At 49.2% G+C, this 14295-nt stretch carries 14 protein-coding genes; 11 read left to right on the top strand and 3 right to left on the bottom strand.

What is annotated here, in order from left to right; all coding sequences use genetic code 11:
* The first annotated feature begins 90 nt into the window (after positions 1 to 90).
* Positions 91 to 1422: a PEGA domain-containing protein gene (locus tag L0665_RS07210; protein ID WP_274925020.1), complete on the top strand. Its 1332-nt coding sequence runs from the start codon at positions 91 to 93 to the stop codon at positions 1420 to 1422.
* 741 nt (positions 1423 to 2163) lie between these two features.
* On the opposite strand, the gene L0665_RS07205 is transcribed toward L0665_RS07210, so the two are convergent.
* Positions 2164 to 2610, bottom strand: a complete 447-nt coding sequence (locus L0665_RS07205) for a ribonuclease III domain-containing protein (protein ID WP_274925019.1) — start codon at positions 2608 to 2610, stop codon at positions 2164 to 2166.
* A 167-nt stretch (positions 2611 to 2777) separates the two neighbouring features.
* Here L0665_RS07205 and cbiM point away from each other — a divergent pair, with 167 nt between their 5' ends.
* The 6 genes from cbiM (at position 2778) to L0665_RS07175 (ending at position 7025) form a co-directional block, all read left to right on the top strand.
* Positions 2778 to 3422, top strand: coding sequence for a cobalt transporter CbiM (cbiM, locus tag L0665_RS07200; RefSeq protein WP_274925018.1), 645 nt, complete (start codon positions 2778 to 2780; stop codon positions 3420 to 3422).
* Positions 3419 to 3760, top strand: a complete 342-nt coding sequence (locus L0665_RS07195) for a PDGLE domain-containing protein (protein WP_274925017.1) — start codon at positions 3419 to 3421, stop codon at positions 3758 to 3760. The genes cbiM and L0665_RS07195 overlap by 4 nt, the downstream gene beginning before the upstream one ends.
* Before the next feature lie 190 nt (positions 3761 to 3950).
* Positions 3951 to 4784: an ATP-binding cassette domain-containing protein gene (locus L0665_RS07190; RefSeq protein ID WP_274925735.1), complete on the top strand. Its 834-nt coding sequence runs from the start codon at positions 3951 to 3953 to the stop codon at positions 4782 to 4784.
* Complete coding sequence (gene cbiQ, locus L0665_RS07185) at positions 4781 to 5599, top strand: cobalt ECF transporter T component CbiQ (RefSeq protein WP_274925016.1); 819 nt, start codon at positions 4781 to 4783, stop codon at positions 5597 to 5599. Before L0665_RS07190 ends, cbiQ begins: the two co-directional genes overlap by 4 nt.
* A gap of 68 nt (positions 5600 to 5667) precedes the next feature.
* Positions 5668 to 6468 (top strand): hypothetical protein, encoded by an 801-nt coding sequence (locus tag L0665_RS07180; protein WP_274925015.1) that lies wholly within the window; start codon positions 5668 to 5670, stop codon positions 6466 to 6468.
* Positions 6465 to 7025, top strand: coding sequence for a hypothetical protein (locus L0665_RS07175; RefSeq protein ID WP_274925014.1), 561 nt, complete (start codon positions 6465 to 6467; stop codon positions 7023 to 7025). Before L0665_RS07180 ends, L0665_RS07175 begins: the two co-directional genes overlap by 4 nt.
* A gap of 11 nt (positions 7026 to 7036) precedes the next feature.
* Here L0665_RS07175 and L0665_RS07170 read toward each other — a convergent pair whose 3' ends face one another.
* Positions 7037 to 7516 (bottom strand): peptidylprolyl isomerase, encoded by a 480-nt coding sequence (locus L0665_RS07170; RefSeq protein WP_274925013.1) that lies wholly within the window; start codon positions 7514 to 7516, stop codon positions 7037 to 7039.
* A 145-nt stretch (positions 7517 to 7661) separates the two neighbouring features.
* On the opposite strand from L0665_RS07170, the gene L0665_RS07165 reads away from it, so the two are divergent.
* Positions 7662 to 8069: a hypothetical protein gene (locus tag L0665_RS07165; protein WP_274925012.1), complete on the top strand. Its 408-nt coding sequence runs from the start codon at positions 7662 to 7664 to the stop codon at positions 8067 to 8069.
* A gap of 98 nt (positions 8070 to 8167) precedes the next feature.
* On the opposite strand, the gene L0665_RS07160 is transcribed toward L0665_RS07165, so the two are convergent.
* On the bottom strand, positions 8168 to 10255 hold the full coding sequence (locus L0665_RS07160; protein ID WP_274925011.1) for a PAS domain-containing protein: 2088 nt from the start codon (positions 10253 to 10255) through the stop codon (positions 8168 to 8170).
* Positions 10256 to 10618: 363 nt separating this feature from the next.
* On the opposite strand from L0665_RS07160, the gene L0665_RS07155 reads away from it, so the two are divergent.
* The 3 genes from L0665_RS07155 (at position 10619) to L0665_RS07145 (ending at position 14284) form a co-directional block, all read left to right on the top strand.
* The gene (locus L0665_RS07155; protein ID WP_274925010.1) at positions 10619 to 11533 is read left to right on the top strand and encodes a HisA/HisF-related TIM barrel protein; all 915 of its coding nucleotides are present in this window, start codon (positions 10619 to 10621) and stop codon (positions 11531 to 11533) included.
* A 126-nt stretch (positions 11534 to 11659) separates the two neighbouring features.
* Positions 11660 to 13588, top strand: a complete 1929-nt coding sequence (locus L0665_RS07150) for a sensor histidine kinase (protein WP_274925009.1) — start codon at positions 11660 to 11662, stop codon at positions 13586 to 13588.
* A gap of 45 nt (positions 13589 to 13633) precedes the next feature.
* Positions 13634 to 14284 (top strand): histidine kinase dimerization/phosphoacceptor domain -containing protein, encoded by a 651-nt coding sequence (locus tag L0665_RS07145; protein ID WP_274925008.1) that lies wholly within the window; start codon positions 13634 to 13636, stop codon positions 14282 to 14284.
* Positions 14285 to 14295: the final 11 nt, after the last annotated feature.

Below are 14295 nucleotides of genomic sequence, written 5' to 3'. Positions count from 1 at the left end.
ATCGCCCGTTCTCATGCCAAATGCCACATCCCGGGAGACTTTTAATCCATACCAGTCAGCTATATCACACCATCCACTGAATATTCAGATATGACAGGTCGTGCATACCGGCGTCTCTGCTGTATCGGCATTTTGATCCTCATCGCAGGTGCCCTCCTCCTCTGCCCCGCTGCAGCAGGACTGGCACAGTACCGCATCCATACCAACGTAGATTATGCAGAGGTGTATTTTGACAACGACTATCGTGGCCAGACATATGGAGGGGTTCTGACCGCAACTGTCTCCACCACAGGAACACAATACCAGACAGTTGAAATCCGAAAGGCAGGATATTATACCGTCTCACAGGATCTGCCGTATATCCCTGACGGGGCGTCCACTGACCTCTACTTTACCCTTGCAGCGGACAGCGGCACCACAACCGGTACGCTTGCAGTGCAGACCACTCCTTCAGGCGCCTCGGTATATATCAACGGCATCTATCAGGGAACCGCCCCCGTGACCGTCAATGGAATTCGCCCGGGCACATACACCGTCATCGCTGAGATGCCAGGTGCTGAAAGTGTAACAAAAACAGTAACCATCACTGGCAGTGAATACCGGACGGTCACCCTCAATCTGGCCGGCACCGGTGATATCTCTTTTACCTCGGAACCTTCCGGTGCATTTGTTGAACTCGACGGGACTATCATTGGCACAACACCCCATACGGCAACCGATATTGAACCCAGAGAACACCAGATAGCCATCACAAAAAACGGCTATTATAATTGGCGTGAAACAATTGACATGACCGGCGGTGGCGCCCGGTATGTCTATGCTGCCCTCCGCTCTGTTACTCCCGAAAATGAAATCAGCATCAGATCAATTCCTGCGGGCGCCACGATATACCTCAATAACATCTACCAGGGGGAGACGATGGAAAACGGATATTTCCCCATCACAGATCTTGCAACCGGGCAGCATACCATTCTTCTCCGACTCAGCGGATATGACAATTACGAAGAGACAGTATCACTCTCAGAAGGACAGACTGTGACCATCAATGCTGACATGGAGGAAGGTGCAGGCAGTACCACCTCCACCACTCCCACCATGTCCGGGGGAACCGGAAAACTTTCTGTGAGCACCAGCCCACCAGGTGCAGAGATATCCATTGATGGGAGTATCTCAGGCCGTATGACACCTGCCACTATCACAGGGATTCCCGCCGGTACACACGTCATCTACACCAGGCTTGCGGGATATACATCTGCTGAGGCAACAGTAACGGTCACTGCAGGCAAAACAGCTACACTCTCTCTGCCACTTGCCCCGAGCGGGGAGGCGACACCGGTGCCAACCGAAAGCCCGGCTCCTTTCTTCTTCCCAGCAGCAGGTCTTGCAGCCATTCTTCTCGTCCGGTGCCGAAACACCCGGTGAACAGAAGCGAGGAGTCATAAACCCACACTCCGTCTTTTTTTAGATCTCCCCTCCACCAGTGTTTTCCTGAAATTCGTTGGGATAAACCGGAAGTCAGGAGGGGTGACGATTATTCAGAACAGTCAATCCTGAAAGGAAAATGAAGAAAAAATGAAACAGGTGGCACCATCACGCCTGTGGTGGCATAATGCATCTCAAAAGGACGGAAGGGTCGGGGTAAACCCATCTTCTGATCCAGGCCGGGACAGAAAGGAGATGGAATTACTATATCGCCCGTGGATCATTCAGCGAAATACCATTGATGACAGGGGCATGTCTGATCCCATCTGCTCACGTCATCCGGACAGAGGGGCCGTGTGTGTCATCAGGAGGAGGGAAACGCCGGCATATGTGCAGCATATCTCTGCCCAATTTGCCAAACGGTTCTGCACATCACATTTTGCATTCAGAAACCAGCCTTTAACTAACCGGCTATACTTCATGCGGATGCCCTGGGGGGCTGACATGTGTGTTCTGAAATATTACCATCCAGCATTCAATTTTGGTTTGGGAAACAGGCTCCCTTCATTCATCCCCTTCCCAGTACAAAATGATCATATATCAGTATATAATACCTTAAACCTGAATCTTCTCAGGGCAAATCAAAACACCAAAATAAGTATTTAAAATTTAAGTATAAATTTACAAATTTTTAAATGAATTATATGAAAGCCACTACAAAAGAGGCATATACATATGCGCTTACAGGAAGAAGGCAAGATGTATGAGTATTTTGCGAACGGCCTCTGTTCCACCGTCAAGGTACGCAGCCCCACAGACCGCCTCCATACACTCTGCAAGCACCCGCCCGGACCGCCAGATCTCCTGTCCGGACTCACCTTTTCCCCACGTCACATACTGATCTAGACTAATGGATTCAGCCAAACGGCGGAGAACCGTCATGTTGACCATATTCATCTTGGTTAAAGAGAGCTCACCCTTGCTCTCCATCCCCCCCGCAATAAGATGTTCCAGCACCACTACGTCGATGACCGCGTCACCGAGGGTAGCGAGAGCGTCCATCGAATGGTCATCGCCCTGCCCTTCTTCTTTTGCAGCCGCAAACCGGGTCATGGCACGGCCAAGAAGGGCACGATCCCCGAATCTATATCCCAGGGAATCCTCCAGTTCATTGTATAGTGGGTTCATGAATCTTCTGGATAATCTATCTGGAGTAAATGAAAGATAACCCCTTCTTTTGCTCCTCATCCATCATGCAGAGAAAAATACCATTCTGAATATGTACTAAAAAAGGTGCATTCGAATGAATTAGTAATACTTATATGTAGAAACGTAATACTACTCATTAGATCACCATGCATATACCTGACGCATTTCTCCCACTCTGGCAAAGTGCCATCTATTGGATAGTGGCACTTGTCTTTATTGCTCTGGCACTGAAATGGGCAAAACATGAATTGTCTGAAGATAAAATCCCGCTCGTGGCGGTGCTCGCGGCAGGAATATTTGCCATTCAGGCATTTAACCTACCAGTTGCCATGGGGACGTCCGGCCATCTCGTCGGCGGTGCACTTGCAGCCATTGTGCTCGGATCACCATATGCGGCAGTCTTCATCCTGACACTGGTTCTCATCATCCAGGGCATCATCTTTGGAGACGGTGGCATTACCACCATGGGCGTCAATATACTCAATATGGGCGTTATCGGCGGATTTGTTGGTTTTTATGGATTTCAGACCCTAAAAAGAGTCGGGTTGAACCGTTATGCATCCGCAGGCGTTGCAGCATGGCTTGCCTGTTTTATTGCAGCTTTAGCCGCAGCTGTTGAAATGGCCATCGCAGGGACATTCCCGCTTGTACCGGGCCTTATTGCAATGGGTACCTATCATGCAGCAATCGGGATTATTGAAGGTATCATCACTGCGGCTGCAATCTACTTCATATCAACTGCACGGCCCGATATGATGGCAGAAAATGCCACCGTGGAGGCTACAACATGAATATCTCGAATACCCAGTTTCTCATCGGCGGCCTTGTGATTGCAATTATCATCGGTGGCATTGCAGTCTTTTTTGCATCCGGTGACCCGGACGGCCTGGAATCTACCGCACTCTATGTGCAGGGTGATAAGACCCTCACTGGCGATTCCCCCGAAGACGGCGACCCTGAAGCAGTCGGCGTAAGCGATGCTGTCGAATACGAGGCCCCCCTGCCTGACTACTCCATGGGTGAAGAAGGAGGAAAAGCGGGAGAGCTCTTCGCCATTTTTGCAGGCATCGTCATCATCTTCGGACTGGCATTTGGTGCCACCCGTATCATTGCTGCAAAAAAGAACTGAACAACCCCACACCAGACACACGTAACCAAAAATTACCCCCAAAATCCTCGCTATCCCATCCCCAGGGCGGGGAAATTATTCCCTCCCCCCGCCCCCGACATACCAGTGGGAACAGGATAACTATTTTTTCATACACAATATGAAAATTATATTACCCATCCCTGCAGAGACTTCTCTACGGTATTTATCCATGCACATCATTGAGACACGAGACCTCACCTACTCCTACCCAGGAGAGATCGATGCCCTGCGGTCGGTTAATATGCATATCCACCGGCATGCACGTATCGCCGTTCTCGGCTCAAACGGGGCAGGGAAAAGCACTCTTTTTAGTCATTTCTGTGGAATCCTTACACCCACCTCCGGACAGGTGCTCGTGCACGGAGAACCGGTGACTAAGAAAAATATCAGAGAGGTACGAAAGACCGTGGGTATGGTGTTCCAGAACCCCGATGACCAGATATTCTCTCCCACCGTGGAACAGGATGTGGCATTCGGCCCGGTAAACCTGGGCCTCGATGAGGAGACGGTAACACACCGCGTCGATGAAGCCCTTCGCCTGATGGATGCTGAACATCTGCGCAAACGCACCCCCCACAAACTCTCCGGGGGGGAGAAGAAACGGGTTGCTATAGCAGGCGTTCTTGCAATGGAGCCGCAGGTACTTGTGCTGGACGAGCCCTCTTCCGGTCTTGACCCCCAGGGTGTCCGGGAACTTACCGGGTTTCTCCGAACCCTCCCCGATACCTACGGGATGACAGTCATCTTCTCCACCCATCAGGTTGACCTGGTTCCCGAGATTGCGGACTACGTCTATGTGATGCAGGACGGCATGATCGCGGGAGAAGGAACACCGGATGAAATATTCCTGCGTGAGGACCTGCTTCGTGGGGCACGTCTGGACGTCCCCATCCTGGCCCGCCTCCTGCGCTCACTCAGAGAGAACGGTATCAGGATAGATGCAGGCTCCTCCTATCACGATGTGGAGGCGGAACTCCTCCGGATGCTGGCGGACCGGGCATGATTGAGCATCTCGCCACCATAGAACGTGACGCACAGGGCACAAGCCGTGTCCACTGCCTGGATGCACGGGTAAAAATAATCATCACATTTGCTGCTATTATCTCGATGGTGGCCATGCCCTACTCCACCGCAGTATATCCTCTCGCCCTCTGTTGGTTTGCCCTCTTTGTCGTCTGGTGGAGCCTCACCGACCTTTCACCACGGGTCTTTTTCTGGCGCTACCTGATGACCCTCCCGTTCGGACTGTTCATCATTATCTTCCAGATTTTCTTTGAAAATCCGTATTATGACGTATTCACACCAATAGTAACGTTCCCGTTCGGGATCTCTATTTACGCACAGTCTGTGGAATTTGCCTCCATTCTTGCCCTGAAATTCACAGCCTGTATCATCTGGGTGATTCTCTTGTCATCCACGACCCCCATGGAAGACCTGCTGCAGGGAGCACGACGCCTGGGATTTCCTTCAGTGATGGCCCTCTCTTTAGGGATGATGATCCGCTATCTCTTCGTCTTCGCAGAGATGTATGCAGACATCAACGATGCCCTTGCCGTCCGCCACTTCAGCGCCTTTTCGCGGGCCCTTCCTTACCGCTACCGGATAAAGATCCTCGCCTACACCATTGGAACGATGTTTCTGCGTAGTTATGAACAGGGTGAACGCACATACACCGCAATGCTCTGCCGGGGATATGGAAAAGATACCTATGAACACCTGGAAAAAAAGGCACTCACCGGGGGGGAATACATTCTTATCATATCGATGATCGTCCTTTTCTGTGCAACATTCACCGGTGTCGTCCTCTTTTGGGCATAACTAACCCCGGAAGAAAGGATTATCTCCCGGCATCCCCTTTCTCAGATATATGAGAACTGGTGACTGACATGAGAATTTCTGTATTTATTCTGGTCATCCTTGCAGCCTGTGCTCTCTCAGGGACGGCCTCAGGATACCTGATATCGTTTGAAGCGCCGTCCTGGGTGAGCGCCGGAGAACCCATCCCGGTGACAGGCACCAGCACATTTCCGCCAGGCGCACAGGGCTCCATCATAGCTTACCGGGCAATGCCGGGAAATTTGCCCGTATCTGTTGATTATCAGGTTTTTACCATTCAACCGGACGGTTCCTGGGAGGTCACCTTTAACACAGACACCTGGATGGCAACCTCCTACAAACTTGAAATGGGAAAAAACAGCAACTATCCTCTCGGGTCATCCTCTGTTACCTTCCGATATGTCGAGGTGATTGACCGCTCACCGGGTTGTGTGGTGACAACCCCTGCGACACAGTACTGGCAGGGGAACATGGCCATCTCAGGAGTCGCCCACTCACCCGAAGGAGGGAATATCTTGTTGGAAGTTTCTGACAATTCCGGCCGTGATATCTGTGGAACCATCACTGTCCCGGTAGCAGCAGATGGCTCCTTTGCCTTCAGTTGTTCAGTGCCCGGACCAGGCACCTACAACGTCCGGTATTCCGATGAGAAGGGACTTCTGACAACAGATGAGGTGACCGTCATCCCCGCCCCCGCCGGAATACCTGCACCAACGGTGACACCGGTACCTCCCGCGGGAGCAACTGAAACACCTGCACAATCAACCCCGGCACCTCTTGCAGCTCTCCCTGGAGCAGCACTCGGTGCAGTATACTTAAGCGCATGGAGAAGAAAGGGGGGTAAAACATGAAACTCCTCAAGATATACATCGTTGTTGCCTGCTGCGTCCTTCTCACAGGGACGGCCGCTGGTTATACCATAGCATTTACCGTGACTCCCCCGGAAACCATGCCGGGAGGGATGGTAACGATCACCGGCACAAGCAGTATTCCTGCCGGATACGCAGACGAAGCAGTGCTCTATCGCGAAGTGCCAAACTACCCCCCGAAAGATGCGGGCCGTTACCCGTTTACGATAACAGAGGGAGGTAATTGGGGATTTACTATTGACACCACCGGTTTTTTACCTTCAACGTATAAAATTCAGCTTTCAAAATCAGCGGATTACCCTTATGGCTCTTCTGCGGTGTTGATGCAGACCTTTGTCGTCACCGCTCCACCGGAAACACCACCGTCTGTTGCCACACCCGCACCCACCCCGATGGCAACCACTCCACCAGAGGAAATCCCAACACTCATTATTCCACCGGAGCCAACCACATCTCCTGTCAGCATGGCGACAGCACTCGCTGCAACAGGAATTTGTGCACTTGCTTTCGCATATGAATTCAGAAGAAGAGACGAATAAAAAAAAGATATTTAGAGAACTGTTGCCTTTGTGATGACAATTTTCTCTACCGGGCGGTCGTTCTTGTCGATGCGGGAGAATGCAATGGCATCAACAACGTCCAGGCCCTCCACCACTTCACCAAAGACTGGGTGTTTGGATGGGGTTGACCGGTCATCAAAGTCCAGGAATTTGTTGTTCACCAGATTTATGAAAAACTGTGAACCACCACTGTTCGGCTGACCAGTATTTGCCATCGAGATGGTGCCACGGGCATTGGAATGACCCTTGACGAACTCATCTTTGATGGTATAGCCGGGTCCACCTGTACCGGTGCCCTTCGGGCAACCACCCTGGATCATGAAATTGCGGATCACACGGTGGAAGATAATTCCGTCATAGAATTTGTCCTCTACGAGTTTTTTGAAGTTTCCTGCTGTGATTGGCATGTCATCATAGAGTTCGATGATAATGTCGCCCTTGGTAGTTTCTAATTTTACTTTGGTTGCCATAGGGAATTACTCCTTTATGATATGCAGGCACTAATTTGCACCTGTATTCTCAGTCTTTTTACACCCACGCAGATAAATAATCATAGGTTCCGGGTTGTCCTGTGCCACAACAGAGATATCCATCTGCCCCCTAACCTATCGCCAGATGAAATGGTACATCCCCCTCATCATCATCGGCAGTTTTCTGTTTCTGTTTGCAATATTTGGAGAACCCGGCTCTCCGGCCCTCAGCTACGGGACAGCAACCTCTGTTGTAGAAACTGATCCTGAGAACCTCACCGTCACCTACTCAGTCACCCTGACCGTGACCAACATCGGGACGGCCGCAAGCGACAATACGGTCATATCTGTCTACCTGAAGACACCGCCCGACGCGCCTGAGTGGCAACAGGCGGACCTCATCTTCCCGATCGGACGTCTTGCAAAGGGAGTTGAGACAACACGCACTGATACCACCACCCTCACCGTGGGGGAAGAGACGTATGCCCTTCTTGTGAACGGAACACTCCCGGAGACAACGGTTGTTGGTACTTATTCAGATGCATTCTTTTAAAATTAGAAATACACACGTTTTTTCACCATTCATCCCATTGTCTCCTAAACGCTTGTCTCTCAGAAAAATGGGACAAAATTGATCGAATGCCAAAAAAATCAGGACTTTTCATCGGTTTGTTCCGGGTCCCATTCATGATGTTTGCGCAGGAATTCGCGGACCTTCTCTGATTCCAGCCAACGTTGATCCAGCCGCCGGACTAGTTCATTGATTGTGCTAATCTGTTGATATATCTTATCAGCATAGACACCCTCGTCAAGTTCCGTATACCCGAGGATCACCATCAGGGGGTTTCTGATCTCATCATTGAGAATGGCGAGATGCTCCAGATTCTGCTCAATCTGTTCAAGTGTCTCACGCTGCTGTTGCCTGAGTTCAACCATGCTGGTTACATCCTCGAGGAGAACGCCTGCCTCATTCTCCTTTGCGGTGGAAAAAGCAATGATACGCAGGTCTTTATTCAATCTTTCTGAGTGGAACTCCATGGGTTCTTCAGAACGGTTCTCTCGGAGACGCTGGAGTATCTCCTGCCCCGTATCTCCTCTGCCGGGCAGAATCTCATCAATCACCCTATTATCAGCGTCCTCTGTTCGGATCTCTGTTATCCTTGCAAAAGCCGGGTTAACAGTGAGGAACCGGATTTCACCCTTATCATCCTCATGAATCAGGGCAAATCCGGTTTTCATGCCGTTGAAGAGATCCCTGTACTGCCCTTCACTCGTTCGAAGAGCTACTATTGCCGCTTCACGGTCACTCACATCAAGAGCTGTTACCACAATGCCGGTGCAAAAACCGCTTTCATCCAGTACCGGACTAGCGATAACCTCAGTGATTCGGCCATCCACTGTCTCGACTGTCCCCTGCACAGGATGATGGCGCTCCAGAGCATCTGGTATCGGACAATTATTACAAACAGACGGCTCGCCATGAACGACTGCGTAGCAGATACATCCCTCAGGATCTATGTCCCCTGCAGACATATTCCGCCTGCCTGCAGCATTCACCCAGATAATATGAAAGCTGGTATCAAGGAAGAATACCGATTCAGTGACCGCATTTAATATCAGGGTTTTTTCTCCCTCAGATATCACAAGCTCACGATTCTTCTGGTTAATTTGAACGATCTTTCCCTTCAGCTCTGTGACAAGAATCGTAGTGCTGTCGGCAATTCGCGAGAGTTCAGGAATTCGTGCGGGCCGTATCGTATGGTCAAGATCTCCGGAGGCAATGATATCGATGTCATCAACAATATCGGTAACCGGCCGGGCAATGCGACGGGAGATAACAATTCCTGAAATTGCGGCAATGCCAAGCCCAAGGAGCAGAATGATGCCGTATGTGACGAGCGCCTGAAAAGCAGCTGCATCACGTGCCTTTGTGGAGTAGGTCACCTCTGCATAAAAATCCAGGAGTGAACTGATGGGAGAGCTGTTATCAGCAATATCAACGACGAAGTAACGTGTTTCGCTCTGGTTTTCCGGGTCAGAAACAATCACCGGTTCACCCATCTCCCGCACCTGACGCAGGATGGTACTTTTTGCATCATCCGGATTGTTCTCCTCAACTTCGGTGTTCACATCAAAGGGCGTAAAAGATGACGTGTAAAAGCGAATACCAGTCACTACCGGATGGCTATCAGTGATAGCGGGAATGATCTCACCATAGGTGAAAAAACGCTGCTCATCTGGCAAATCCTCCATGTTCAGGCTCATCTCAAGGACATACTGGTGATCAGGAGTTGGCAGGTAGGCAAACTTCCGCATTACCTGGGCCTTGTCCACCCCATTGCCACTGCGATCCGGCACAAACACATCTCCCTGACGTATTTTAGTAAATTCTTCAAAAAATTTTGGATAGATGCTGAAATCAATCCCTATATCATCTTCATAGGTGGCATATTCAATAACGCCTTCCGCATTGATAATATAAAGATCCACTTCTGCTGCGGTATATTGCTCCATCTCCTCTTTCAGAACAAAGAGATCGATTGCAGACGGATCTCCCCCTGATGATATATATATAGTCTGAAACTCTGTAAGACCCTTTTCAAGCTGACTGTCGAAGGTCGCTCCATGTATACGGTTACACTGGTCAATCAGATTCGAAGAGCCTGCAATTTGTTTTTCTGCTGACTGCTGACTTTCATAAAACGTTTTTTCAATGTTCTCAATGGCAACGGTATACAAAAAGACACAAGATATAGTAATAGCAACAGCCAACGCTACGATAATGGTCAGTGAAACTATTTTGGATAATGTGTGCTGACTCTTCAGGCTGTCCCCCGCCCCTTATATCTTACTATTAAAAATGAGGAGATAACCTTTCTGATTTATCATTCCAATTTTAAATTCAAATAGATTTTTAATTTTTTTAAAATAAACCTCTTTTCATAATCGAGAGGATTTCTATAAACTCTCTTTTACCAGAACTATTTCGTGCACCTGAGCCAATCGCCAATTCATGAAAACTTTCACAATTAACAATTATATTTTAATACGAGCCTATTGTTGAATTTGGTGATAAATTGGGCGAATTCGGGAAACTGATTGATGGAAAAAATTTCGTCCCATTCCAATTCCCTCCGGGGTGTTGAGGCAAAGACAGGAAGAAGCAAAGAAGGCATCAAATTCATCGTCCCGATTGTATTCGCCGTGCTTCTGGCGCTCTGCATCGGATTTACCCTCGTTGTCATTGCAGGCAAAATGCAGTGGGACAGAAACTCCCTAATCCATCCGGAACAAGCACAGTTTTTTGCCCCATGGGCCCCTTTTTTTAACAGAATTTTTATGGACATTTTACTTGCAATCGATATCATGGGAGGATTTGTCGTCCAGGGACAATCCGGAAACCGGGAGAGCTACCGGCCCCTTGACTGGGGACTGGTCCCGGATGCCACGCCCGCTGCATATACCGCGGCGATGAAACCAGTCTATGGCTATGTGGCCGACCTTGACGGTGTTGAACAGACCGGCCACGACAATGAAGAAGGTGTCCGGGCCTGCTGCAACATCCTGAAGAAAAGCTATGTCAACCGCGGGCATCGTGCGTTTACGGTGAGTGAAGAAGACCGTCAGGCTGGTATCTTCCCGGTCATCTCCACAGAAACCGGCGGAAACAAACTCGGAGCATATCATGGGGGGGCCCTCACCGTTGACCTAAAGGCCGACCGTATCTACCCAACAGGCGAATCACCTGCAGCATTTTTGAGAAATGCAAATGCCTGGGACTATGATGTCTGTATTATTATTAACCTCGGCTCTGTAGGGACAGAACAGGGACTGCCACCCTACCTTGCGGAGATGCGCTCGGCGTACGAAGGCACCCTCTTTTACGGCGGAGGTCTTGCATCTGAAAAGGATTGTGTAACAGTCTCTGAAGAAGGGTATGACGGGGCACTGGTTGCAACTGCAGTTCACCGTGGTGCCATCCCATTGGATGCTGTACAGCGCGGATACATCCCATAAAATCCCAATTCATTATTTAAGCCACAATATACACATATATATACTATAATTGTGGAAACCCGATTCAATAAATTAATATTTTCGCACAAAGATAAACTTTTTAATAGTATATCAGATGAGGCACGAATGGAGAAAAAAACAGTCAAAAAAATGATTAACCTCTCCATCGGGACAAAGATCATGCTGATATTTTTCCTCATCTTTACACTTCTTATCTGCACATGCTCTTACTATGGATTTACCACTGAAAAAGAACGTCTCATCACGTCATATTCTGAAAATATTGAGCAGAGCGAGACAGCGATCATAACGGCAGTCACACTGGTTTCGCAAGGAACAATGGTCCTCAGTTCCATCTATGACCCATCGATGAACGAGGCTCTTAACCAAATGGAGGCAGCATATGCAGCAGCAGGCAGTGATCCGGCAAACATGGATCTGCCCCTTCTTGGTGCCACCATTCAGGAAAATTTTTCCAATGACGTACACCTCTACATCATTGATCAGGAGAATGTGATCATAGACACAACAGATGCAGGTCAGATGGGGGTGGAAATTTCATCATATCCCGCCTTTTCAGAACGCCTCACTACTATCCGAAAAGGAACCATGTATGTGGGTGATCCCTGGGAACGGAGTGTACTGGACCCGACCCTTATCCGCAAGTATGCATACATTCCGACATCAGATCACCACTATATCCTGGGAATCAGCCTCTTTAATGAACAATTAGCTGATCCAAGGGCTCTTTTTTTCTCGTTTGGTGATGTCACATACCAGCTTGAAGAAGCGGATAATGCAATTGCATCAGTCCTGGTGGTTGATGTAAATGGCGTATTTGTTGAAAAAAGCCCGAAAGAGATTGAAAACTGGTATGCCAGCCAGCCCTACCTCTCCCCGGATGAAATCACCACCACAACAGCACGGGTGCTCCGAACCGGGGAAGGTATCGAAAAGACCTTTCCGGATCAGGAACGACTGGTCCACATCTTCTTAATTGACCCAGACAATGGCACAATCGCTCCTTCAGAAACCCTCTATGCTGCAATAGTGATCTACTCCACAGAAGACCTCAGTGCCTCACTTGCAAAAAGCCTCTCCCAGTATATTCTTATCCTTATATGCGGGCTGATCTTTGCTGCAGGGGTTGCTTATATTGTCGCCTATACTCTGGGACGCCCGGTGGAGATGATTGCGGAAGATGTAGATGAGATTGCCCAGGGGAATCTTGCACATGAAATCCGCCGAACACACGGGTATGAACTTGGCCGACTTGAAGATTCAATTCGTATTCTCGTCAGACGATTGGGAGATGATCTGACAGAGATACAAACGCAGAAAATAGCCCTTGACACCGAACTTAAGGAAAAAACAGAAGTGGAAAAACGTCTCAGGGCTGCAAACCGAAAGCTCTCACTTCTGTCCACCATCACACGCCATGACGTTCTCAACCAGCTTGCAGTCCTTGGGATGTACTGTGACCTTCTGGAAGAACTCACCAAACAATGCCCTGAACTCTCTGACCATCTTACAAGGATGAATGAAACTCTCAAAAAAATTGAACGCCAGCTTACCTTTGCCCGCGACTGTGAGTCTATGGGTCTTGAAGACCCCCGGTTCCAACCCCTCTCGGATGTTGTCGACAACGCCCTTTCAGCAATACACGCTCCATATCTGCAATTTACCGTGCAGACAGGTGGTGCAGAGATATGCGCCGACCCGATGCTTGAAAAAGTATTTTACAATCTTTTTGAAAATGCAATCAGGCACGGGGGGGAACACCTATCAGCAATTGAAATCTCATTTAAAGGCATATCAGGAGAGAACGGGTATATTATTGTCACCGACAACGGGGACGGAGTTGCCACACAAAAAAAGGACAAAATATTCCAACAGGGATATGGGTCAAATACCGGATATGGACTATTTCTGGTGGCAGAGATCCTCGCCATCACAGGCATCACTATCCGTGAATGCGGGACAGAAAGGGAGGGGGCCTGTTTCGAGATGGAAGTGCCATCTACCGCATGGCGCCTGCACCCGGAAGATGAATGAAATGCCATACAAGCATATTATATCCTGAAATGAACATTTTCCCTTATGAACGGACACCGGGGGGCAACAGAAGGGGAACTGAACAAAAGTGAGTCACGTATGCACCGCGGGGTGGCAGATGACCTCCGGGTCATCGCTGGCCTTTTTGATATCCGAATGGCCCAGACAGCAGACGAAGATGCCCTTCACTTCATGCGTGAACTGCTGACACTCACAAAGGTAATGGCGATTGTCCATGGGATAATGTATATGTCAGGCACCCCTACCGGTGTAGATACTCAGCTCCTCTTTGATAAGATTGCCAAATCTGTCCGTCTAACCCACTGTACACAGACATGGGTTGTGTTTTCAGTAAAATGCGGTGAGACATTACTACCTGCCACCTGTGCAGTTCCCTGTGCCTTTGTTCTCGCAGAAATAATACGAAATTCCCTCCTTTACTCATTTGAAGGAGTTGAAGAGGGAAAATTGGAAATTTCATTCACAGGTCCCGATGCAGATGGCTGGTATACTCTTGTCGTTGCAGACGACGGGTTTCCCGAGTATGCCCACCCCAATGTTGAGCAAGAAGACGAGGCTATCAGCATGTCAGTTGCAGAGCACATTGTTCGCTACCGACTCAGGGGGACAACCGAACACCGGGATGATGAGGGGACAACGTGGAAAATACGATTCCCGGGAGAGGCAGGGAATTGATGAAAAAAGAG

The organism is Methanogenium marinum (assembly GCF_028912405.1).
GTDB lineage: Archaea > Halobacteriota > Methanomicrobia > Methanomicrobiales > Methanomicrobiaceae > Methanogenium > Methanogenium marinum.
This window is presented reverse-complemented; position numbering and strand designations above follow the sequence as displayed.

Coding starts and splice junctions, on each gene's coding strand:
- L0665_RS07210 (WP_274925020.1), top strand. CDS start 91: ATGACAGGTCGTGCATACCGGCGTCTCTGCTGTATCGGCATTTTGATC.
- L0665_RS07205 (WP_274925019.1), bottom strand. CDS start 2,610: ATGAACCCACTATACAATGAACTGGAGGATTCCCTGGGATATAGATTC.
- cbiM (WP_274925018.1), top strand. CDS start 2,778: ATGCATATACCTGACGCATTTCTCCCACTCTGGCAAAGTGCCATCTAT.
- L0665_RS07195 (WP_274925017.1), top strand. CDS start 3,419: ATGAATATCTCGAATACCCAGTTTCTCATCGGCGGCCTTGTGATTGCA.
- L0665_RS07190 (WP_274925735.1), top strand. CDS start 3,951: ATGCACATCATTGAGACACGAGACCTCACCTACTCCTACCCAGGAGAG.
- cbiQ (WP_274925016.1), top strand. CDS start 4,781: ATGATTGAGCATCTCGCCACCATAGAACGTGACGCACAGGGCACAAGC.
- L0665_RS07180 (WP_274925015.1), top strand. CDS start 5,668: ATGAGAATTTCTGTATTTATTCTGGTCATCCTTGCAGCCTGTGCTCTC.
- L0665_RS07175 (WP_274925014.1), top strand. CDS start 6,465: ATGAAACTCCTCAAGATATACATCGTTGTTGCCTGCTGCGTCCTTCTC.
- L0665_RS07170 (WP_274925013.1), bottom strand. CDS start 7,516: ATGGCAACCAAAGTAAAATTAGAAACTACCAAGGGCGACATTATCATC.
- L0665_RS07165 (WP_274925012.1), top strand. CDS start 7,662: ATGAAATGGTACATCCCCCTCATCATCATCGGCAGTTTTCTGTTTCTG.
- L0665_RS07155 (WP_274925010.1), top strand. CDS start 10,619: ATGGAAAAAATTTCGTCCCATTCCAATTCCCTCCGGGGTGTTGAGGCA.
- L0665_RS07150 (WP_274925009.1), top strand. CDS start 11,660: ATGGAGAAAAAAACAGTCAAAAAAATGATTAACCTCTCCATCGGGACA.
- L0665_RS07145 (WP_274925008.1), top strand. CDS start 13,634: ATGAACGGACACCGGGGGGCAACAGAAGGGGAACTGAACAAAAGTGAG.